This window comes from Microcoleus sp. ARI1-B5, from assembly GCF_036705795.1.
GTDB lineage: Bacteria > Cyanobacteriota > Cyanobacteriia > Cyanobacteriales > Microcoleaceae > Microcoleus.
Window position 1 is genome coordinate 74,539 of sequence record NZ_JAUBVK010000002.1, and the last position, 20,979, is coordinate 95,517.

20 protein-coding genes and 1 pseudogene are annotated in these 20,979 nt (G+C 45.4%); 13 read left to right on the plus strand and 8 right to left on the minus strand.

Translation table 11 applies throughout. The features are described 5' to 3' along the window. Nucleotides 1–181 (minus strand): annotated as a pseudogene (locus tag QUB63_RS03125) (leucine-rich repeat domain-containing protein); the annotation flags it as partial. 36 nt (nt 182–217) lie between these two features. Between QUB63_RS03125 and QUB63_RS03130 the strand changes: the two are divergent. Continuing rightward, entirely contained in the window at nt 218–367 is a 150-nt protein-coding gene (locus tag QUB63_RS03130; RefSeq protein WP_332943344.1) for a hypothetical protein, read from the plus strand. Here the strand turns inward: QUB63_RS03130 and QUB63_RS03135 are convergent. Together QUB63_RS03135 and QUB63_RS03140 are read right to left on the minus strand one after the other, a co-directional pair. Continuing rightward, complete coding sequence (locus QUB63_RS03135) at nt 364–945, minus strand: Uma2 family endonuclease (RefSeq protein WP_332943345.1); 582 nt, start codon at nt 943–945, stop codon at nt 364–366. The genes QUB63_RS03130 and QUB63_RS03135 overlap by 4 nt on opposite strands. Nucleotides 946–970: 25 nt before the next feature. Continuing rightward, nucleotides 971–3,847: a diguanylate cyclase gene (locus QUB63_RS03140; protein WP_332943346.1), complete on the minus strand. Its 2,877-nt coding sequence runs from the start codon at nt 3,845–3,847 to the stop codon at nt 971–973. Between the two features lie 519 nt (nt 3,848–4,366). On the opposite strand from QUB63_RS03140, the gene QUB63_RS03145 reads away from it, so the two are divergent. The 7 genes from QUB63_RS03145 to QUB63_RS03175 all read left to right on the plus strand — a co-directional run bounded on the left by QUB63_RS03145 (nt 4,367) and on the right by QUB63_RS03175 (nt 11,138). Continuing rightward, a complete protein-coding gene (locus tag QUB63_RS03145; RefSeq protein WP_332943347.1) occupies nt 4,367–5,050 on the plus strand; it encodes a class I SAM-dependent methyltransferase in 684 nt (227 codons plus the stop codon). 440 nt (nt 5,051–5,490) lie between these two features. Continuing rightward, on the plus strand, nt 5,491–6,036 hold the full coding sequence (locus QUB63_RS03150; RefSeq protein ID WP_332943348.1) for an RNA 2'-phosphotransferase: 546 nt from the start codon (nt 5,491–5,493) through the stop codon (nt 6,034–6,036). A 71-nt stretch (nt 6,037–6,107) separates the two neighbouring features. Further along, nucleotides 6,108–7,316, plus strand: coding sequence for an AAA family ATPase (locus QUB63_RS03155; protein WP_332943349.1), 1,209 nt, complete (start codon nt 6,108–6,110; stop codon nt 7,314–7,316). A gap of 265 nt (nt 7,317–7,581) precedes the next feature. Further along, on the plus strand, nt 7,582–9,774 hold the full coding sequence (locus tag QUB63_RS03160; protein ID WP_332943350.1) for a PAS domain S-box protein: 2,193 nt from the start codon (nt 7,582–7,584) through the stop codon (nt 9,772–9,774). 187 nt (nt 9,775–9,961) lie between these two features. Beyond that, nucleotides 9,962–10,255 (plus strand): TIGR03792 family protein, encoded by a 294-nt coding sequence (locus tag QUB63_RS03165; protein ID WP_332943351.1) that lies wholly within the window; start codon nt 9,962–9,964, stop codon nt 10,253–10,255. 143 nt (nt 10,256–10,398) lie between these two features. Next, the gene (locus QUB63_RS03170; RefSeq protein WP_332943352.1) at nt 10,399–10,815 is read left to right on the plus strand and encodes a XisH family protein; all 417 of its coding nucleotides are present in this window, start codon (nt 10,399–10,401) and stop codon (nt 10,813–10,815) included. Then, a complete protein-coding gene (locus QUB63_RS03175) occupies nt 10,806–11,138 on the plus strand; it encodes a XisI protein (protein WP_332943353.1) in 333 nt (110 codons plus the stop codon). The genes QUB63_RS03170 and QUB63_RS03175 overlap by 10 nt, the downstream gene beginning before the upstream one ends. A 177-nt stretch (nt 11,139–11,315) precedes the next feature. Here QUB63_RS03175 and QUB63_RS03180 read toward each other — a convergent pair whose 3' ends face one another. Then, nucleotides 11,316–11,576 (minus strand): hypothetical protein, encoded by a 261-nt coding sequence (locus QUB63_RS03180; protein WP_332943354.1) that lies wholly within the window; start codon nt 11,574–11,576, stop codon nt 11,316–11,318. A 109-nt stretch (nt 11,577–11,685) separates the two neighbouring features. Here QUB63_RS03180 and QUB63_RS03185 point away from each other — a divergent pair, with 109 nt between their 5' ends. Next, nucleotides 11,686–11,934: a hypothetical protein gene (locus QUB63_RS03185; protein ID WP_332943355.1), complete on the plus strand. Its 249-nt coding sequence runs from the start codon at nt 11,686–11,688 to the stop codon at nt 11,932–11,934. Nucleotides 11,935–12,019: 85 nt separating this feature from the next. Here QUB63_RS03185 and QUB63_RS03190 read toward each other — a convergent pair whose 3' ends face one another. The 3 genes from QUB63_RS03190 to QUB63_RS03200 all read right to left on the minus strand — a co-directional run bounded on the left by QUB63_RS03190 (nt 12,020) and on the right by QUB63_RS03200 (nt 14,614). Further along, nucleotides 12,020–12,148, minus strand: a complete 129-nt coding sequence (locus QUB63_RS03190; RefSeq protein WP_332943356.1) for a hypothetical protein — start codon at nt 12,146–12,148, stop codon at nt 12,020–12,022. Between the two features lie 61 nt (nt 12,149–12,209). Further along, nucleotides 12,210–13,535 (minus strand): radical SAM/SPASM domain-containing protein, encoded by a 1,326-nt coding sequence (locus QUB63_RS03195; protein WP_332943357.1) that lies wholly within the window; start codon nt 13,533–13,535, stop codon nt 12,210–12,212. Further along, nucleotides 13,532–14,614, minus strand: coding sequence for a glycosyltransferase family 4 protein (locus QUB63_RS03200; RefSeq protein ID WP_332943358.1), 1,083 nt, complete (start codon nt 14,612–14,614; stop codon nt 13,532–13,534). Before QUB63_RS03200 ends, QUB63_RS03195 begins: the two co-directional genes overlap by 4 nt. Before the next feature lie 253 nt (nt 14,615–14,867). Between QUB63_RS03200 and QUB63_RS03205 the strand changes: the two genes are divergently transcribed. After that, nucleotides 14,868–16,253 carry an NB-ARC domain-containing protein gene (locus QUB63_RS03205; protein ID WP_332943359.1) on the plus strand — a complete coding sequence of 462 codons (1,386 nt, stop codon included), beginning with the start codon at nt 14,868–14,870 and terminating at the stop codon, nt 16,251–16,253. Between the two features lie 141 nt (nt 16,254–16,394). Here QUB63_RS03205 and QUB63_RS03210 read toward each other — a convergent pair whose 3' ends face one another. After that, nucleotides 16,395–16,529 carry a hypothetical protein gene (locus QUB63_RS03210; protein ID WP_332943360.1) on the minus strand — a complete coding sequence of 45 codons (135 nt, stop codon included), beginning with the start codon at nt 16,527–16,529 and terminating at the stop codon, nt 16,395–16,397. 437 nt (nt 16,530–16,966) lie between these two features. On the opposite strand from QUB63_RS03210, the gene QUB63_RS03215 reads away from it, so the two are divergent. The 3 genes from QUB63_RS03215 to QUB63_RS03225 all read left to right on the plus strand — a co-directional run bounded on the left by QUB63_RS03215 (nt 16,967) and on the right by QUB63_RS03225 (nt 20,626). Further along, nucleotides 16,967–17,788, plus strand: coding sequence for a hypothetical protein (locus QUB63_RS03215; protein WP_332943361.1), 822 nt, complete (start codon nt 16,967–16,969; stop codon nt 17,786–17,788). A 376-nt stretch (nt 17,789–18,164) separates the two neighbouring features. Further along, nucleotides 18,165–20,267, plus strand: a complete 2,103-nt coding sequence (locus tag QUB63_RS03220; RefSeq protein WP_332943362.1) for a M3 family metallopeptidase — start codon at nt 18,165–18,167, stop codon at nt 20,265–20,267. Between the two features lie 131 nt (nt 20,268–20,398). Next, a complete protein-coding gene (locus tag QUB63_RS03225; protein ID WP_332943363.1) occupies nt 20,399–20,626 on the plus strand; it encodes a hypothetical protein in 228 nt (75 codons plus the stop codon). The last annotated feature ends 353 nt before the right edge of the window (nt 20,627–20,979 follow it).

Genomic DNA, 20,979 nt, shown 5'->3' on the forward strand with positions numbered 1-20,979 from the left:
GATTCAGCTCTGTCAAATTTGACAGTATCTGTTCCGCTCCATAATGGTCATACTTTCTTAGTGCTGTTTTTATCACCACATTAACTGTATGCTTCGCTTCTTTTGAAAGGCTGCCAAAGTGCAAGCGCCAGTCGGCAAAGCGGATGTAAGTGGCAGCAGGGTGTGGCTTTTGAGAGGACATAGGGCAATAACCTCCTGGAAAAGTTGCCAAAATCTGATGTCGGCATCTACCTTAAATAACATATCTCTAGCGTTTTGGGGGTTATGCAAGCAAGGGCTCGCGCTTATTGGTGGTGCGATCGCGATCGCCAGCATTGCAATCTGGAACTCGGGCTGCAAGCGATCGCCCAACCCGCTTGGACTCTAAACCCCAGAAATCCCGCGCCGAAACTCCTTAACCGCTTCAATTTTAGAAGCCATCAGCAAGCACCGAGACAGCAGGTTAATATCTAAGTCTGGCAGAACTTCGCTTTGGGCAATTTTTTCATAGCCGTGCGATCGCAAATGATACAGAGCAAATAATCCATCCTCCCAAAACCAAACTTCGGGCACTCCCAAGGCTTGGTAGCGATTCAATTTGCTTTCTCCCCCACTGGTAAATACTACTTCGATGGCAAGATCGGGGGTTTTACCTGTTGATTTTCCAATTAAAAAAGATTCATCAGCTTGCACCGAGACTTCCTGTCCCTTCTCTTGAGTAAAGCTACCCAAGGGGTTAAACTCGATGTCTTTTTCAACAAAGTAGTCCATCAGTAAACCTGCAATCGTCCTGCTGAATGATTCGTGTTCTTGCGAAACTGCCAAAATTTCTACCTCGCCTTTGAAATAAAACAGTCTGATACCGGGGGAGTCGGAGAATCCCTGTTCGATTAGTTTGAATTGTTGCCAATCAATCCCGGAGTGAGTTAACCGTTGGTCTTTGGGCTTATCTAATATTAGTGTCATGGCGCGACCTCCTTTAACTATTATATTATCCTAGAAATGCGGCAACCGAAACCCGATCGCGCCCAGCCTCTTTCGCCCGATAAAGCGACTCATCCGCGATCGCAATTAACGTCGCCGGCTGCGACATCGGCGCCGGAATGCAGCAAGCCACACCCAAACTCAGCGTGACATATTCGCTGACAGCAGACTTAGCGTGAACAATCTGCAAACCCCGCACCTGTTGGGCGATAATTTCAGCAACGCAAGCCGCACCTTCAATATCCGTATTCGGCAAAACTATGGCAAATTCTTCTCCACCGTAACGCGCAACTAAATCAGCCGATCGCTTTACCGAACGCTGCAGAACCTGCGCCACTTGCCGCAAACACTCATCCCCCGCTTGGTGGCCGTAAGTGTCGTTATAAAGTTTGAAATAATCGATATCGCACATAATCAAAGACAGCGGTGCTTCTTCCCTCGCCAAACGCCGCCATTCCGTATCCATATAGTCATTAAAAAAGCGGCGGTTTCTTACCTCAGTCAAACTGTCGTAAGTTGCCAAATACTGCAAGGCTCGATTCACCGTTTCTAACTGCCGTTTCTGCTGCTGCAACTGGCGGTTTAGCGCCGTCAACTGCTGTTCGGCTGCGTGGGTTCTGAGCAAATTTCTTACCCTCGCCAACAGTTCCCTCTCGTCAAAAGGCTTGGAAATATAATCGTCAGCACCGGCATCCAAACTTTCGATCCGAGCTTCCATACCCGATCGCGCTGTCAAAAAGATTACCGGAGTCGAACTCAACTCAGGCGTGTTCCGAATCTCCTTGAGCAAATCCAGTCCGTTTTGTCGGGGCATGATTTGGTCGCTCAAAATCAAATTGGGCTGCAAACTCTTGGCTTTTTCTAAACCTTCCACCCCGTCCATCGCCACGGCGACTCGATAGTACGGACTCAATAAATTTTGGAGGTAAGACAGCAGAAAATGGTTGTCTTCTACTACCAGCAACAGCGGTAATTCTCGGCTGTCACTCGTCAATTGTTCCCCATTATTTTTGTGATTAAAACTGTTAGAGTCTGGCAGCGGGGCTTCGGGTGCGATCGCCCCGACATTTCCCGCGCACAAGTTTTGAGAGCCGCATTCAGTCAGTCCGGCCAATTGGGCGATCGCGCTCACCAACTGATTCGCCTCCACCGGCTTCGACAAATGCCTCTGAAACCCCGCAGAGAGCGCCGATGCCGAATCATCCTCCCGGACGCCTCCCGTGAGCGCTACCGCCGGCAGCAGTGCCCTGTGCTCGGACATTTCCATGGCTCGGATGCGGCGGATCAAATCGCAGCCGTCTGTTTCCGGCACCGCCATATCGCTCACCAACACGTCGGGCCGCGACTGTTCCAACTCGGCCATCGCTTCGCCGGCGCTACTCACCGCTGTTACCTTGGCTCCAAATGCTTCGAGGGCTGTTTTCAGAAATTCCCGGATCTCGGCGCTGCTTTCCACCACCAGCACTTGCTTTCCGGCTAGCGGTTTGGAAACCGATCCGGCGTGATTTTCGGGGAAATGGGCGATCTCCCGAGTGCGATCGTCGTGTACATTTTTGCTGTGAGCGATCGGTAGCAGCACTCCAAACGTCGTTCCCTGTCCCAGCCCGGGACTCTGGGCCCAAACAGTTCCCCCGTGCAGTTCCACCAAATGCCGCACAATTGACAGCCCCAACCCGAGCCGATTTTGTTCCTTGGACTGGAAGCTATCTGCGGGGCGGAAGTAGTCAAAGATGTGGGGCACAAATTTGGGTTCTATCCCGCAACCGCAGTCGCTGACCCGAATCAAGGTGCCCGACTCTGTAGGCTCGATCCGCACTTGAACGGGGCCTGGTGTCGATTCTGGGGTGAATTTGATGGCGTTGGCGAGGAGGTTCCAGACTATTTGCTGCAAGCGTTTGGCATCTGCCAAAATGTAGCTGGCGCCGGGGTAGAAATGTGTTTCTACGCGGATGTTTTTGGCCTCGGCGGCGGGGCCGAGGGTCTCGATCGCCGATTCTATGACAGAGGGGAGGTGAACCCGGCCGACGTTGAGGTGGACTTTCCCCCGCAGCAGCCGACTCAAATCGAGGAGATTGTCTATTTGCCGGTTTTGCAATCTGGCGTTGCGCTCGATGATTTCCAAAGCGCGGCTGGTGGTGGCTTCGTTTAACTTGCGCGATCGAGCTAGCTGCACCCATCCCAAAATCGCGCTCAGGGGCGATCGCAGTTCGTGGGACGCGATCGCCAAAAATTCGTCTTTTGCCTGGTTGGCTGCTGCTTGGGCTGTTTCAACGGCTTTGCGATCGGTGATGTCGAATCCGATCGCCAAATACTGACAGGGTTTTCCCTCGAAGTCCAACACCGGAACTACTGCTGCGTACACCCAATAATGGCTGCCATTCTTGGCTTTGTTCTTAATTTCTCCTTGCCAAACTTCATTTTTAGTAACAGTTGACCGCAAATTTTTGATGAATTCCCAAGACTTATATTCCGAGTGGAGGATGCCGAAATGGCAGCCGATCAGTTCGGTACGCGAATAGTTAGAGATGCTGCAAACTCGATCGCTGACGTAGTTGATAATTCCTCGGGCGTCGGTTCTCACCGCCAGTGCTGAGCGGTCGATCGCTCCTTTAAAATCTAAACATTCTTGCAGCGACGAATCTAGTTTTTTTGTCGGAGAAATTTTGGCCCGGCGATCGTGCGTGTCCGGTTGCTGGCGATCGGCCTTATCCTTGCTCCGCTGTTGGATTTCCATTGCTTCTATTTTCCCCTGACGGCTGACACCTAATCTACTCGCATCCTGATTCATTATCACAGTTTTTTGGTTGGCGCTGGCGGGTGCAATATTTTGTATATTTTCATTTTCCTGAAAACTTTGCCGTCCGCACATCCGCTCGGGAGTCATACCATTTTAGATTTTAGATTTTAGATTTTAGATTTTAGATTAGGAATGACTAATGACTATCCAAGTTGGGAGCTTACCTGCACTTGCATTATTTTTTTCAACTGGAGTACCCTCAAATTTTATTGGGAGTTGAGACTAAATTTGTCAACCTGAGGACATATTTTCTCATATCTGCCCGACGGGCGGCTGGGTACAAACCGTCAACTTTTTTCTCACAATTACCCTCCCGCATCTGGCACAAAATCTACTTTGCCGCAGGCTTTCGGGTCTGGGGCATTCTACCTCATCTCCACATACCATATATATGTGCAGGGCTTGACAGTTTCCAAATAATTGGCTCTTAAAGGGCGAACAAAGTCCGTGTTTTGCGATCGTCGGCAACTTCTGTTAAATTATTTTAATCTACATCTTGACAGCGCTGTAAATATTTTGTATTATATATGTAATATAGCCTCAAACGAGAAAGCAGCCCAACTGCATTAACGCACTCAAGTATTAACAGGTTGAGGAAAATTTTCAGTGAATTTAGACGCTGTACGCGAACAATTTGAACAAAGAGCCTTTGATTATGACGGTTTAATTCCCCGCCTGATTCCGCACTATCGCGAGCAACACGATTTAATATTGCAGTTAATCCCTTTTGAAACCAAGGTTAAAATAAAAGTTCTGGATTTAGGCGCGGGAACTGGCATACTGTCGGCGATGATTTTGCAAACATATCCTCAAGCAAATGTCACAGCTTTTGACATGGCTCAAAATATGCTGAAAGTTTGTCAAACTAACTTGTCCGCTTTCGGAGAAAGGCTGACATTGCAGCAGGGGAACTTTGCCGAAGATGATTTCGGCCGCGGTTACGATTTGGTAGTTGCTGGGTTGGCAATCCACCACCTAGACGGCGCAGGGAAACAAAAGCTATTTCACAAACTTTTTCAGTCAATGAATGCCGGGGGAATCTTGCTAATCCGAGATATTGTGACAGGTGCTACCCCAAAGTTGACCGAGCAATACGAAAACTTGTGGCGGCAGTACATGAAAGCTAACGGAGAAGACGATGCAGCCTGGTTTCAAAACTATCTAAAAGAAGATATTCCTTCCTCTGTGGAAGAGCAGACAAAGTGGCTTGCCGAAGCTGGTTTTGCAGACGCAGCCTGTCACTGGCGCTATCTCAATTTTGCTATTTTTGGCGGAGTTGTCCGAAGGTAGAAGGCAGAGTTTTTGAGAATTATCAAAAAATTTTGTAGGTACTTCAGCGATGAATGTTTTGACTGCTTACTGAAAAAAAAATCCCTGCTCCGCACCCTACAATTAGTTAGCTTGCTACTTCTAGCTGAGGCCCGATCCCCCCTAACCCCCCGCGCAGGGGGGAACCGGAAGCGCAATCAAAGTCAACCCCTACTCCCCTGCGCGGGGGATTTAGGGGGATCGAGCCTTCCCAAGGGGGGAAGCGGAAGCGCAATCAAACTCAACCCCTACTCCCCTTCTTAAGGGGGATTTAGGGGGATCTAGATTCGGCTATAAACGAAAGATACAAAGGATTTTAGATTTAAGCAGACAAGCTTTGGCTTCACTCACCCTTTCGCAGTCCAAACAGATTAAATAAACCCGATTATTACACAAAATAACGCAACAAATCAAGTAAAATCATGAATGATACCCGATTAATCAAAATCAGCAGATATCTCAGCAAACACCTGCGCCACGCGCCCTCGCGCATCGGCATTCAACTCGCGCCGGGGGGCTGGGTTCCTGTTAGCGAACTCCTCGATGCCTGCAAAAAAAATAACTTCCCCGTTCAGCTTTCTGAACTCAAGGAAGTAGTCGCGAAAAACGACAAACAGCGCTTTTCCTTCCACGAAACGGGCACTCTCATTCGTGCCAACCAAGGACACAGTGTAGAGGTTGACTTGCAGTTAGAACCCGCTGTTCCCCCAGATATTTTATATCACGGAACAGGTAGCACTGCCGTCGAGTCTATTCTCAGTCAAGGTATTAGGAAAATGTCGCGGCATCACGTTCATTTGTCGGCGGACATTCAGACAGCGCGTAAAGTAGGTGCCAGACACGGCATCTCGGCAGTCTTGGCTGTAGATGCCGCAGCAATGCAACAGGAGGGACATACATTTTACTGCTCGGATAACAGAGTTTGGTTAGTAGATATGGTGCCCCCCAATTATCTAAAAGTCGGTTGAGAAAATCCTGTTTGGTTATAGCAAATGTGCGGAAAATATTTTAAAATAAGAGTAAGTAGGAGTTTCACAAAATGAGTGCGGAAAATATGGGCGATCGCGAAAACAATCTCAATCAAAACAATCCTCAAAATCGAGGATTGCTCGGCTCTGGCTGGCGCCCTCTCTACCGTCAATTTGATTGGGAACACCTGCTGCACTTAGCGTCGAGCGACCCCAGAGAACTCGCTCAAAAGACTTTAGATGCAGCCAGCGATATTGCCGATGCAATGGGACGACATCAATATACCTGGTGGGCAAACATCTTAAATGTATTCTCGGAAAATACTCGCTACGAAATAGACGAGTTTTGGGATTACATTACTCCGCAGCCCGTTTACCCGGATTACCGTTACAAAGATGTTTTAGTTACCGAAACGCCTGTTGTTCAATTGGTCAGCCGCGCTAGCATTCCCATCGACTACGTTCTCAACAAACTCCAAGAGATTACTGTTTTCAAAGTTCTGGAGTTGCTGGGAAAACCGGATGCGATTACCCAGTTTTTTATGGAACGGCATTTTTCTTATCCGCCGGAACGATTTGTTAGCTGGGAACGCTTGGAAGTTTTGGGTACTGTTTATGCTTATTGGGCCCGATGCGGCTGTTGGCTGCAAATTGACAGCTACGACAGGGGAAGACGCTGCTACACTCTGATTTGCCAAGATATTGCGCCGCTGGTTAGCAAGGCAACTTACAATTTAGCGGTGATTCTCAGCGGGTACAAAAGCCGCGTCGGACAGGTTCACAGTCAGTTCCCTATTCGGACGTTTTCTGCGGAAGTTCAAAGTTTTACGGATACTGTTCAGCAGGCTATTCTGGATCAAAATCAGTTGGCTGTTTTGGTCAGCGGTGAACCGGGGACGGGCAAAACTGCTTGGACTCAAGCGGTAGCAAAGGAGATTTTAGTGCCGCTGGGTTATGTGATTTTTATCTTGGATCACGATGCTGTGGAAAATTTTGTGCCGCCGAGTTATTTGGAGCGGATTTGCATCATTATTAACGAGGCTGATAATTTGGCTCAAGATCGATCGACCGCAGCGGCGCAACGCAGTAACAAAACTGAACATATTTTGAGTTTGCTGGATGGAACTTTGTATCAAAGCGTCATGGACGAACACGGCATTCAATTTCAGCAAAAACTTGTAGTTTTACTAACTTGCAACACGATTGAAAGATTAGATCCTGCAATGTTGCGGAAAGGGAGAGTGGATTTTACCAGTGAATTTACGCACAAATTTGTTTGAGCAGACACGTAAAGTCTCAAGCAATTTGGGCGATCGCACTTACGGCACGGCCTCAAATATTGAATAATTATGAGGAAATCTTCTGAAGGTCAAAGTTTGGGGAACAATTTATTCAGTACCTCTAGACACATCCCTCTCAAAAATGATATTAATGAGGGGTGAGACCCTCTAAGGGTCTCACCCGAAACCGCGAATCAGGGGAAGAGCATTTTGGGTCGGAAATAGAATTTTTCAAACTTGACAGCTATGGAGGAAATCCCAAACCGTGCAAACTAAGCCAGTTAATCAAAACATTCGACTGGGAAGGTATGCCGACGGGACAATCCCGATCGCCCACCAACCCCCAGAGGCAGCCGTGTCAGAGAGTAAAGAGGGATTTCGGCGGTTGGTGGAGCGCTCCGCTGACGCCGTGGCAATGGTAGATTGTGAAATGTGCTATCTGTCGGTTTCTCGTCGCTGGAAAACAGATTGCGGGCTCGGTGGCGGTGAGGCGATCGGCCGCTGTCATTGGGAAGTGTTCCCGAATCTCCCCGAATATTGGCAGCAAAACGCCCGCGCTTGTTTGGATGGAGTTTTGGAATACAGCGAGTTTGTGGCAGGGCGAGCGACCGCATCTGTAGCAGAACAAATCGAAAGTGAGGTCGGCCGGCCGGTAAAATGGGTATTTTGGCCGTGGAAAAATAGCTCGGGTGCGATCGGCGGTTTGATCCTGTTTGCCGAAAAGATAGCTGAAACAAATTGCTACAATACATGGACGCCCGAGGCCAAAAGCAAGCAGTTAGAAACAAAACTACAACTAACTCAAATTGCCCTCGACAATGCTGCTGATACAGTTTTTTTTACTACCTCAGACGGTCAAATTTGCTACGCGAACAAAGCCGCTTGCGCTCGGGGAGGCTACTCGGAATCGGAACTGCTAAACCTGAGAATGAGCGACATAGATTCGCAGTTACCAGCATCGGATTGGGAAGCACACTGGGATCAACTCAAGCAGCAAAGCAACCTCACTTTTGAAACCAGTTACAAAACCAAAGACGGCGCCTGTTTTCCCGTCGAAGTTCAAGTCAATTATTTAGAATATGACGGCTGCGAATACTGCTGCGCGATCGCGCGCGACATTTGGGATCGCCTCGCAGCAGAATCAGCACTTTTAGAGGCGAAAGAGCAGCTTCAAGCCGTCTTGGACGCCGTGCCAGGATTAGTTTCTTGGGTAAGTTCCGATTTGCGCTATTTGGGAGTAAACCGACATTTAGCTACCGCTTACCAAATGCCTGCGGAACTATTTACGGGTCAGAAAGTAGGTTTTTTAGATACAAGTCCCAAATTTAACGATTTAGTCTACGATTTTTTTGCCAGCGACCAAAAGAAGACATCTCAAGAAGTAATATCGAACATCAGAGGAGAAAACAAAACTTATTTAATTGTGGCTCAAAAATATCAAAAAAATACGGCTGCGGTATTTGTGGGATGGGACATTACAGAAAGCAAACAGTCTCTGTTGGCTCTGCAAGAATCGGAAGAACGCCTGCGGCAGCAAGCGGCGAAATTAGAGCAGACGCTGTTAGTTTTGCGGGAAACTCAAACTCAACTGATTCAAACAGAAAAGATGTCTTCTCTGGGGCAGTTGGTAGCAGGAATAGCGCACGAAATTAACAACCCAGTTAGTTTTATTTCTGGTAATATCAGCCACGCGAATGGCTACATTCAAGAAATGATGCGCTCGCTCGATCTTTACCAAAAGTATTATCCCGATCCCGTGCCGGAAATAGAAGAATTGATGGAAGAATTAGACTTAGAATTTATCAAGAAAGATTTACCAAAACTGATAAATTCCATGAAAGTCGGTTCCCAAAGGATTCGGGATGTGGTGCGATCGCTCCGCTTGTTCTCGCGTACCGACGAAGCCCAAATGAAGCCCGCAGATATTCACGAAGGTTTGGACAGCACTGTGCTGATCTTGCAAAATCGCCTGCAAGCTAAAGGGGGACGCCCGGGGATTTCTCTAGTAAAGGAATACGGGGATTTGCCGCGAGTCCGCTGCTATCCGGGACAGTTAAATCAAGTGTTCATGCACTTGTTGACAAATGCGATCGACGCTTTGGAAGAAGGGGGCAGAAATCCGGAAAAGTATGGTACAATGCAAAGTCAGTCTTTGTTGTCTTCGGGCGGCTCGGGATCTGAAATATTCAATCCCGAAATTCGGATTCGGACATCGGTGATAGGGGAGAGCTCCGTGGCGATCGCCATTAGCGACAACGGCCCTGGAATGACTGAAGAAGTTCTCCGCTGCATCTTTGACCCTTTATTTACCACTAAATGTCAGGCCACGAGCACTGGTTTGGGATTGGCCATCTCCCAGCATTTGATAGTAGAAAAGCACGGCGGTGAGTTGCAGTGTATTTCTCGTCCGGGAGAGGGAACTGAGTTGATAGTTAAAATTGCGATCGGTAACGATTAATTGATTTGATCCAAATATGGAGTTATTTTAGGGTGCTTTTACTGTCAGAATGGGGCGACTAAGGACTAAGGTTTTTTCACTAAGTTTTGTAGGTGCGTCAGGAATGAATCGGAGACGACATACCAATCATTTTTGGCCTGAGGCACCCTACAAAATCTACAATCTAAAATCTACAATCTAAAATAATATGGTAATTGAGTGGCTGAGATTTAAAGTACCTCCCGAAAAATGGGAACAGTTTATTTTGCGAGATGAAGAAGTTTGGACGGCCGGACTCAAAAGTTGTCCCGGTTATTTGGGGAAGGAAGTTTGGGTGGATGCGGTGGAAAATGAGGTGGTGATGTTGATTCGCTGGGAAACTCGGGAACAGTGGAAGTCGGTGCCGCAAAGCACAATCGATGAGTTGGATGCTAAAATGGGCGATTTGCAAATGCCGATCGCCGAAAGTCGGGAATATCAAGTTCGCAAGTTTTTGCATTAGTATTGCAACTCGTACAACGCTCGCACTGTTTGGTATTTGGTGTGAAGGGCGATCGGCAATCCTTTTCTCTACTATTGATTCTCAGGATACTGGTAGAATTAGACTAGATCGCCTATACTAAAAAGTATAATTATGGAAAATCTATGCCTGCAAAAGATATCTTTCATGCTGTTGTACGTTCAGCGTTGGAAAAAGAAGGGTGGGTAATTACTCACGACCCTCTGTATCTCAAAGTAGATGAGGATAAGTTATATGTCGATTTAGGTGCCGAAAATAACCTATTAGGAGCAGATAGGTATGGACAAAAAATAGCAGTAGAAATTAAATGTTTTTTAGGTCTTTCATTGGTTAATGAGTTTCACGAAGCTATGGGTCAAGCTTGGAACTATAAAGTAGTTCTAGAAGAGCAACAACCAGATAGAGTTCTTTACCTAGCCATTCCGGTAGATATTTATGAGGAGTTTTTTACTCGACGTTTAGCTCAAATGTCAGTGACGCGGATGCAATTAAACTTGCTTGTATTTAATCCTATAAAAGAGGAAATCGTATCATGGAGATAGAAAAATATAGAAAACTAATCCAGTCTATTATTGAAAAACACTCTAGCTGCAATTGTGAAGATCCCGAAGTGGAAACTCAAATTGCTTTTGATCGCGATCGCGATCGCTACTTGATGTTTCATGTGGGTTGGCGTGGAGAAGGACGAGTTTATGGATGTGTGATTCACATCGAAATTAGGTCTGGTAAAATTTGGATTCAACGGGATGGAACTGAGGTGGGAATAGCTAACGAGTTAATTGAATCGGGAGTAGCTAAGTCGGATATTGTTCTGGGATATCGATCGCCCTATATGCGGAAGTTTACAGAGTTATCGGTGGGGTAGTGGCTGCGATCGGACAATAAGTTGAATCCTCAATGTATTCCAATTCTTTCGGCAGGTATTTAAACGCTCGATTCAGTTAGAGAGTTGCTGCCGTTGGAGAGAGTGATTGGCAAATATGGCATGATACTCGATCGCCCCAGGCTATCAATTCGCTCTATAAATGGAAATCGCTGACTATTAAGCATGAGCTAATTTTTGGGCGGCAAGTAGAAGTTCTGATAATGCTTGAACTGATTCTCGATCGGCCTGTGGAGACCATACAACTGCACTCGTTGATGCTAGTTGATTTAGAAGTACATTTTCTGAATTAGTATCTTCAATAGGTTCGAGGCTGCATCCTTCTTCCTTAGCAACTGCAAGTAGGAGAAAGTGAATGAGTCGCAGTTTATCTGGATGAGATAATTGAGCGACGGTGGGTAAAAGCTCGCCCAGAGGCATATTGCTTGTTTAAGATCGCATACATTTATTTTAGCCTTTAAACTCGCGTTTTAATGGCGATCGCTCTTTTTTAACTCAAGCATCGCAACTCGTACAATCATCGCACTGTTTGGTATTTGGTGTGAAGGGCGATCGCGCTTTGATTTTAGGCGATCGCTCATCAGAAAAAAGAAAGGGCGATCGCTCTTTCATTTTCAACTATAGCTCATTAGAAATAAGAAAGGGCGATCGATCTTTCATTTTAGGCAATCGCTCTCGATCGTGTTGGAGATGTCGCTCTTGTTGGAAAAAATTAGAATGGCGATCGCTCTTGTGGGAAAAAATTAGAAGTGCGATCGCTCTTGTGGCAAAAAATTAGAAGGGATCTCGGAAAATCATAGCATATGAAAGAAAACTTCTCCTGGCAAGTTATTGTCCATAACTTGCCAGAAGAATACTAACTTTTACTCATCACAACCGCATAGGTGGTTGACGCAAGAGCAAGTTGCTTTTTTTACTTCTTCCTTAGTCGCTTGAGGAAGAGCAACACGACGGATGTCTGCCTCACTTTTAGCTGCTTGAATTTGCCTCATAAAAGACTCCTTTGTTTTGATTTAGTTGAACATCACACTAGACTCGCTACAGACAAAGTTTTTACTTGCCTATAATGAGGTTGATGTCTTGACCGCATTCTATAGCATAACGATGCTGTAGGCGTTTATCTAGTCCTGAAAAGGGGAGTGTGCAATCTTCACCTACACTTCCTTCAATTCCCCTTAATTTACGACATCCTCCCATGCACATAGGCATAAAGGTACATGACAAGCATTTATCTTCAAATGCCGTAATCGAATTCCACTGATTTAATCTTTCACCTTCCCAAATAATTGGGCCATCACTTCCCAAAAATCCTAAACGATCTTCTGTTTTGAACTTACCAACTGTGCATTTAAACACATCACCATTGTAATTGATGACAAATTGATTAATCCTGTCAGCATAACAATATGTGAGTTTGCCGGGTGACAAATCATTCATTGTAACGGCAAAACCTAAGCGACGGGCATACTCATAAACATCTTCCACAGTGGTAGCTACTTGTCGCTCTGGCATTGGATCTACAAACTTTCCATATTCTTCACCAAAGATACGTTCACAAACAATGTTGAGATTCGATCTTACATCTTCAGGAAATAGGTGCAGTAAGTCAGGAATTGTGTTTATATTGGAATCGTTGTAATTGATTCGCAGCTTAATACTAACCTTTGGATGCGTTTTTGCCAAGGAACAGACATTTGACATTACACGATCAAATGAGTCCCCACCTCCGCGTAAAACCCTCATGCGATTGTGGATTTCAGGAGGACCATCCATAGTTATTTGATAGCTGTACAAGCCCAAATCAGTTAATTTTTGAGAGCGTTCATGACTGAGAAGATAGCCATTAGTCGTTATATGAGAGGAAAAGCTCACATCTGATGCTTGACAAAGATTGCGAGCTTTTTCTTGTACTCTCACAACTGTGTCATAGCTCAAAAGGGGTTCACCCCCAAACCAACTAATTAGAACCACCTTAAAACGGGGAATCATTTTTTCAAGCCAAGTAACGAGGCGCTGCTCAACTTCATCATTCATCGCTGATTTTTGATGATCTTCATAGCAATATGGGCAGGCAAAGTTACAGTTCATATTGGGCATAACAATGACATCTAGTCGATTACTATCTCTAATGCCAAGCCTGCTTCGTTCTAAAACAACTGCAACTTCGTCAAATTCATCGGGAACAAGGAAACCCTGTTCAGTTAATTCTTGAGCTAGTAGATCGTCATTGCAACTTTCACCAGTGTTAAAGATGCGATCGACTTTCGCAATCGTTTCTGTGTCAAGAGCAAAAAATGCGCCAGTCAATGTGTTAAACAACAATGTCTCATTAGTGGGTAAGTAGTGAGTACGAAAATTGAATTGAGATGGCTTCATCATAATTTTTTACCTATTTTGGTATAAAGCTTAAAAAGCTCATTGACAGATTTTGACCATTGAAACTCTCTGCTTCTTTCTTTTCCTTTGAAAGTGCGCTCCTTTGAATTGCTAAATACTAATTCTTCAATTGCTTCTACTAAATGATTTACATCGTGAGGATTAAAATAAATTGGAGAATCCCCGCCAACTTCTCGCAAAATTGGTATGTCAGAACATACTACTGGAATTTCACAAGCCATTGCTTCAAGTAGCGGTAAACCGAAGCCTTCAGCCCTTGTTGGAAAAACAAAACCATAGGCTGATAAGTATATAGATACCAATTCCTCCAACTCTATAAACCCTAGTAGTTTAACTTTTGATTTTAATTTGAACTTATCTATTATTTTCATTTCTTCCTCAAAGAAACTACGCTCACTTCCAACAACTACAAGGTTGAAATATTGATTGACTTTCGAGAGAGCAAAAGCTTTGAGCAGCAAAATGAAGTTTTTATAGTACCTTCTACCTCCAACAAAAAGTAAAAAAGGCTTGTCCAAATAAAACTTAGTTATATTTTTTATGACTGTTTTTTTACCAATAAGATTTGACTTATGGAAAACACTTGAAATTCCATGATGAATTACTGTAACTCGCTCAGGGTTAATCTCATAATGTTGTAATAGACAAGCTTTTGTTGTATTGCTAACAGCAACCACATGCTCGGCTAGTTGGACACAAAGTTTCTTTTGTTTCATAAAGTTTTTGAAGTTGGTTTCATAAATGAAGTAATCTGGGAAATCTTCATAAATTGTATCGTGGAATGTTAAAATTTGTTTGGCTTTCCTATTTTGTGGCAAAGTATAATATGTGGAATGAAACAAATCGCACTCTTGTCTATCTTCCTGATTAACTAAGTTTAAATACTTGCTTATTGGGTGGCTATCAAAGTAATTATTATCTCCCAGACTCATTGTTAAATTTAATTGGTGTTCATTCAAAATTCCCAAATGAAGAATTACATTATTCCAATATGTAATTAATCCACCAAACCATTGAAGTGAGTAGATAATGCCATCTATAAAAACTCTTATGCTGCTCATGTCACTTACACCTATTTTGAGTGTTTTCTTAATGACGCATGATTATTACCAGTTGAAAGAAGTATAAATTTAAAATTTATACTTGGTCATTATGTCTTATAAATAAAGATGTGTCTAGTCCCTAAATATCCTATTTTGCCGCTAAACTTTCCCGGCTTTAATTATTTGAATTTAATACTAAAACATCTAAAGATATCCTAAAAAGTCTAAAATTGTGCTATAATATGCAAAATGCTTGTACCTACTTAACCCAATGAGTCTTAAAGAAGTGTTAAATCTCGTCGATAAGATAGTATTCGAGAAAACTGGTCAGCACCTTGACGATTTACAAGAAGCGGTAGTGAAAGGAAGCTTACAACACGAGACATACAAGCACGTAGCCAAAGACTTTGACTGTTCTGAAAGTCGTGTTAGGAATGCAGCTTCGCAATTATGGCAGATACTTTCAGAAGAATTAGGGGAAGATGTCAGTAAATCTAATTTACGATCGGCAATTCAAAGGTTCCAAGTCTCTAATGTTTCAAACTTTACACAAAACGTCATCGAACAACACATCAGTGGTAATTTTAACACCTGTGGAGAAGATACACACTCGCCAGATATATCAAAGTCACATCCAGATAATGACGAAAAATCTAACTCAAAACAAACTAAAATTGTACATCAAGATTTAAGTGAGATGCCGGATTTGGGCGACTTCTTCGATCGCACCCTCGAACTCCAAACCCTCACCACCTGGATTCTACAACAAAACTGTCGCCTCATCACCCTCACCGGCGGACTCGGCATCGGCAAAACATCCCTAGCAGTACAACTCGTAAAACAAATCAAACACGAGTTTGAATACGCAGCTTGGTTCACACTAGACGAATTCCCCACCATCGATAAATTTCAATCTAACCTAACACAGCTTTTTTCCCAGTCAGAAAACCTAGATTCCTCGCCAACAAACCAGAAACGCTTACCGCTGATTAAGTATTTACAAAAGCATCGCTGTTTAGTAGTCTTAGATGACGTTCACAACCTTTTCTGTAGCGGCGAATTAGCAGGAAAATATAAACAAGAATACGAAGAATATCGCTCTTTATTCAAACAGATAGAAAAATTATCCCATCCCTGTTGTTTTCTGCTAATCGGTTGGGAACCGCCCAAAGAAGTGCCTCAACTCACCAGCGAAAATACTCCCATTCGTACCTTACAACTGACTGGCTTAGACACCGCAGCCGCACGGGAAATACTGAGAGATAAAGGATTAACAGAAATTGATAACTGCGAAGCACTCATTCACCGCTACCAAGGCAATCCGTTATGGTTAAAAAGCGTGGCGACTTTGATTCAAGAGTTGGGAATCGGCGCGGCAGAGTTATTAATAGATGATACCATATTGTTGCCGGAAGATTTGAAAGATGTTTTGCAGCAGCAGTTCGATCGCACTTCCGAACTAGAAAAACAAGTCATGTCATTGTTGGTGACAGAAAACCAGCCAGTCAACTTCGCCAAATTGCTACAACATGGACAAATATCATCATCCGATTTGCTAAATGCCTTGCAATCTCTATCGCGGCGCTGCTCGATCGAAAAACAGGAAAGTCTTTACACTTTGTCACCTGTACTGAAGCAGTATATCAAAGGATTGTAACGGAGATGTTGTACCAATATCTATCTCGCGTAGCTAAAGTGCCGCCAACTACAGAAACCGGGTTTTTACCTAATCTGTGGCTGCGATGAAATATTCTCGCAAAAAACCCGGTTTCTGGACACCCGTGGGTAAGTCCTAATTTTAAGCAAATTTGGCATAGAGAGCTGAAATAAAATTCACGCTTAAAAAGCCGACGCCTAGTACGAGAATAATAAAGATTGTGATACTGAAAATAGACTTTAGCCGATCGGCAATTCCGGGTTTTTCTGAGTTCATCGGTCAATTTTTGCTGTAAATTCGTCGCTCCGGGAAATTGAGAAGGAGTAAATTATACCAATGCGCGAACAAAAATGCAACTCCCGATCGGCTAAAAACTCCGATCGCCGTCAGTAGGTGGCATTTTTAATCTAAAATATAAAATCTAAAAATGGAAAATCGACTGGCCTGGGCAGCGATTGTCGATCGCGCGAACCCGATCGCGCCCGCGTCCTGTAAAATAGAGGGCGCCTTGGGGTTCAGCTTTTAACAGCCCCAATTGTGGGCGACAGCAAGACCACAAGCAAATACATAATAATATGTCAGTCATCCTTAACTTACTTAATCAGGTAAAAATAGAAGAGTGCCCCGAAATAATCTAAAACATATAACTGAAAAAAGGATATAAATGAATGCTCCACCCAGTCTCGCAACCTTACCAACAACGAGAAAATACTATGACCCAAAGAGCCGTGCGGAAGCCAAACCCCTCTGCTAGAAACCACAGTCGGCCAAGTTTTCCTCAAAGACACTGGCTGGAAGTGGCAGAGTACGCCTCTCTGGCGGCCTCTGGTGTGGGTTCCCTGGCGGTGGCTGTGTCGGGTCAAGCTTTTTACGGAGTGGCTCCCCTAACTTTGGCTTTGTCGCTAAATGTGGCTAACCGATATCGATTCGAGCAGCAAGTGCGGGTTCATCAAAATTCGGAACTGGCCCAAGTACAAAAATCTGTAAATAAGGTCGAAAAAACGGCGGTGACGGTAATTGTTAAATTGCGGAGGCAGTTGTCAGCAGATATTGCAGCGCTGCGCCAGCAAATGGCTGCATTGCCTAGGAATGCAGCTTTTGAGGAGTCTATAGACATTGAGCGGCAGTTGCTGAGTTTGGGAGAGTCGGTAGCTTCTTTGCAAGAAATTGTCGCGTCTGCTGTGCTCGATGTCCGCCAGCAGGTGAGGGAACAAATGCAAGATTTATCCATCGGCCAACCGGCGAATCTCCAAGCTGTGGAACAGGCTATAGAACAACTCCAAAGCGCGACGAGAAGTTTGACAGAAACTGCTCTCACCCGAGACGACTGGGAAGTAGTAAATACTAGATTTTTGGAAATCCAGAAAGTCATGGCCAATTTGCAAAGCCAAGTGCAAGCTCCCGCGCAGCAATCGACGCCGGATTTGTCTGTAGTCCAAGCTCAAATCCACCGTTTGGAACACGAGCAACAAGAAGTTGTCAAACCTCACCTCAAGCGCTTAATCTCGGTTGTCAAGGAGTTGCAAAACAGTTGATAGTTGACAGTTGACAGTTGACAGTTGGCAGTTGACAGTTGACAGTTGACAGTTGACAGTTGACAGTTGACAGTTGACAGTTGACATTAGTGATTAATGATTGGTGATTAGTGATTGGTGATTAGTGATTAGTCATCAGTCATTAGTCAGTAGTCAGAAGGAAGATTTTCCCACTCTCCCACTCTCCCACTCTCCCACTCTCCCACTCTCCCCTTCTCCCCATCAGACCCTCTCCCCCTCTCCCGCTCTCCCCTTCTCCCCCTCTCCCCCTCTCTCCATCTCTCGGCAGGAGTCCAACTTTTTCGACAACTGTGTTACAAATTGAAAAGGTAATCTGTCTAATTCAACTGTTTTCAACCTGTTACAAGAAAATTAAATGACTGCAACCGTAACTGTTACTGATAACCCGTTACTAATTGGCAAAGGATTGCCACCGTTTGACGCGATCGCACCCCAACACGTAGTCCCTGCCATTACCCAACTGCTGACCGAACTAGAAGCCTCGCTAGCCACCTTAGAAGCCTCTGTCGAGCCGACTTGGAGCGGTTTAGTAGAACCCTTGCAGCGGCTCGGAGAGCGTTTAAATTGGAGCTGGAGCATTGTCGGACATTTGATGGGGGTGAAAAATAGCCCGGAACTGCGATCGGCCCACGAAACAGTGCAGCCGGAAGTAGTAAAATTTTGGAGCAAGCTCAGTCAAAGCAAACCGCTTTACGAAGGTTTTAAAGCGCTGCGGGCGATCGAAAATTGGGACAGCTTAGAGTCAGCTCAACAGCGAATTGTCGAAGCCGCCATCCGAGACGCCCAACTCTCCGGCGTCGGTTTAGAAGGCGAGCAAAAAGAGCGTTTCAATGCCATTCAATTAGAATTGGCGGAAATTACTACCCAATTTTCCAATCACGTCCTCGACGCTACCAAAGCTTTCAGTATCACCATCACAAATAAAGACGAAATTGACGGTTTGCCGCCGAGTTTGTTGGGTTTAGCAGCTCAAGCCGCTCGCAGCGCCGGCGCAGAAAATGCGGATGCCGAAAACGGCCCTTGGCGGATTACTTTAGACTTTCCGAGTTACGGCCCTTTCATGCAGCACAGCACTCGCCGCGATTTGCGCGAAAAGTTGTACAAAGCTTTTATCAGCAGAGCAAGCAGTGGAGAATTGAATAACTGGCCTTTGACCGATCGCATTTTAGCACTGCGTCACGAAAAAGCTGCTTTGCTCGGCTTTAGCAGTTATGCGGAATTGAGCTTGGCGAGCAAAATGGCTCCTAACGTTACAGCAGTGGAAGCTTTGTTAGAAGAATTGCGCTTAGCGAGTTACAATGCTGCTATCAAAGATTTAGAAGAGTTGAAAGCTTTTGCTGCCTCTAAAGGCGCGCCGGAAGCTGGGGATTTGAAGCACTGGGATATTGGTTTTTGGTCGGAACGGCAGCGGGAAGAAAAGTTTGCTTTTAGTGCTGAAGAATTGCGCCCTTATTTTGCGTTGCCGCAGGTATTGGAGGGGTTATTTGGATTAGTAAAGCGGCTGTTCGGCGTGACAGTAACGGCGGCGGACGGTCAAGCTCCTGTGTGGCACAAAGATGTGCGCTATTTCCAAATAGATGACGAAGCCGGAAATACGATCGCCAATTTCTATCTTGACCCCTACAGCCGCCCCGAGGAAAAGCGCGGCGGTGCTTGGATGGACGAGTGCGTGGTGCGCGCTAAATTTGTGGAAGCGGGCAAGACAACAACGCGGTTGCCGGTGGCGTATTTGGTGTGCAACCAAAGCCCTCCGGTTGACGGGAAACCGAGTTTAATGACTTTTGTGGAAGTAGAAACTTTGTTTCACGAATTCGGTCACGGTTTGCAGCATATGCTGACAACGGTAGACTATCCTGGGGCTTCGGGCATCAATAATGTTGAGTGGGATGCGGTGGAATTGCCCAGTCAATTTATGGAAAATTGGTGTTACGATCGCGCGACTTTGTTCGGGATGGCAAAGCATTACGAAACCGGGGAAAGTTTGCCGGAACACTATTACCAAAAGCTGCTAGCAGCGCGCCACTACATGAGCGGCAGTGCCATGCTCAGGCAAGTACATCTTAGCAGCGTTGATATCGAATTGCACCACCGCTACCGATCGGGCGGCAGCGAAACTGTGGCGGATGTCCGCAAGCGCATCGCTAAAACTACGACTGTTTTGCCTCCTCTGGAAGAAGACGCATTTTTGTGCGCTTTCGGACACATTTTTGCGGGCGGCTACGCGGCGGGCTATTACAGTTATAAATGGGCGGAAGTGCTCAGCGCTGATGCTTTTGCGGCGTTTGAGGAGGCTGGTTTGGAAGATGAAAGTGCGATCGCCTCTACAGGCAAGCGCTTCCGAGATACAGTGTTAGGATTGGGCGGCAGTTTGCACCCGATGGAAGTGTTTAAAACTTTCCGGGGACGCGAACCGAGCACCCTCGCTTTGTTGAGACACAGCGGTTTAGCTGCGGCTTAATCTACTGTGTAAAAACCGGGATTAATGCAGGTAAATTTATCTGCATTAATTCCGGTTTTTAGCTGAATTTACTTCGCCTCGCTGCACAAAACGGCTGATTCAGGTTAAGATAAGGGACAGGAGGTTTTACTATGCCAACGACTGCTCGAGAAATTTATACTGAAGTTGTCCGCAATTTGTCGCTGACGGAACGTTTGCGCTTAGCGAATCTTATACTCAACGATTTAGTTGAGAAAAATGTGTCGGTTATCGATCGAAGCGATACTTGGACTGAGGACGATCGAACCGATATAACAACCTTCTCTTTACAGTACGCATCTATGCTTTTCCCTGACAGCGAGAACAAACGACGGATCTAGGGGCTACAGACTGTACTCTTGAGGATTGGGTCGCAGCAGGTTTACCAGAAAGAATTGGTTTAAAGCCCGCCCGCCTTGTAGGGAGAAATTAAAATCAGACTATTCATTAATCCCATCCTCGGACTTCCAGGTAGAGGTCGCCCTCAAGCGGTCAACTGTCAACTGTCAACTGTCAACTGTCAACTGTCAACTGAAGGGTTGCATCCGTTTTCCGCAGCTTCATCGTCACTCTACCGCCGTCTGCTAACTTGGTTCGGATTGGGCATCTATCAGATCGTGATTGGAAAGATGTTTGTGCGTGCGTAAAAGTAGCTTTTGCAGAGTTGAATGAGCCTGATTCACCGTCTTTTCGG

Coding starts and splice junctions, on each gene's coding strand:
- QUB63_RS03175 (WP_332943353.1), top strand. CDS start 10,806: ATGGAGATAGAAAAATATAGAAAACTAATCCAGTCTATTATTGAAAAA.
- QUB63_RS03170 (WP_332943352.1), top strand. CDS start 10,399: ATGCCTGCAAAAGATATCTTTCATGCTGTTGTACGTTCAGCGTTGGAA.
- QUB63_RS03215 (WP_332943361.1), top strand. CDS start 16,967: ATGACCCAAAGAGCCGTGCGGAAGCCAAACCCCTCTGCTAGAAACCAC.
- QUB63_RS03225 (WP_332943363.1), top strand. CDS start 20,399: ATGCCAACGACTGCTCGAGAAATTTATACTGAAGTTGTCCGCAATTTG.
- QUB63_RS03130 (WP_332943344.1), top strand. CDS start 218: ATGTCGGCATCTACCTTAAATAACATATCTCTAGCGTTTTGGGGGTTA.
- QUB63_RS03135 (WP_332943345.1), bottom strand. CDS start 945: ATGACACTAATATTAGATAAGCCCAAAGACCAACGGTTAACTCACTCC.
- QUB63_RS03205 (WP_332943359.1), top strand. CDS start 14,868: ATGAGTCTTAAAGAAGTGTTAAATCTCGTCGATAAGATAGTATTCGAG.
- QUB63_RS03200 (WP_332943358.1), bottom strand. CDS start 14,614: ATGAGCAGCATAAGAGTTTTTATAGATGGCATTATCTACTCACTTCAA.
- QUB63_RS03155 (WP_332943349.1), top strand. CDS start 6,108: ATGAGTGCGGAAAATATGGGCGATCGCGAAAACAATCTCAATCAAAAC.
- QUB63_RS03140 (WP_332943346.1), bottom strand. CDS start 3,847: ATGACTCCCGAGCGGATGTGCGGACGGCAAAGTTTTCAGGAAAATGAA.
- QUB63_RS03220 (WP_332943362.1), top strand. CDS start 18,165: ATGACTGCAACCGTAACTGTTACTGATAACCCGTTACTAATTGGCAAA.
- QUB63_RS03165 (WP_332943351.1), top strand. CDS start 9,962: ATGGTAATTGAGTGGCTGAGATTTAAAGTACCTCCCGAAAAATGGGAA.
- QUB63_RS03180 (WP_332943354.1), bottom strand. CDS start 11,576: ATGCCTCTGGGCGAGCTTTTACCCACCGTCGCTCAATTATCTCATCCA.
- QUB63_RS03195 (WP_332943357.1), bottom strand. CDS start 13,535: ATGATGAAGCCATCTCAATTCAATTTTCGTACTCACTACTTACCCACT.
- QUB63_RS03210 (WP_332943360.1), bottom strand. CDS start 16,529: ATGAACTCAGAAAAACCCGGAATTGCCGATCGGCTAAAGTCTATTTTC.
- QUB63_RS03150 (WP_332943348.1), top strand. CDS start 5,491: ATGAATGATACCCGATTAATCAAAATCAGCAGATATCTCAGCAAACAC.
- QUB63_RS03190 (WP_332943356.1), bottom strand. CDS start 12,148: ATGAGGCAAATTCAAGCAGCTAAAAGTGAGGCAGACATCCGTCGTGTT.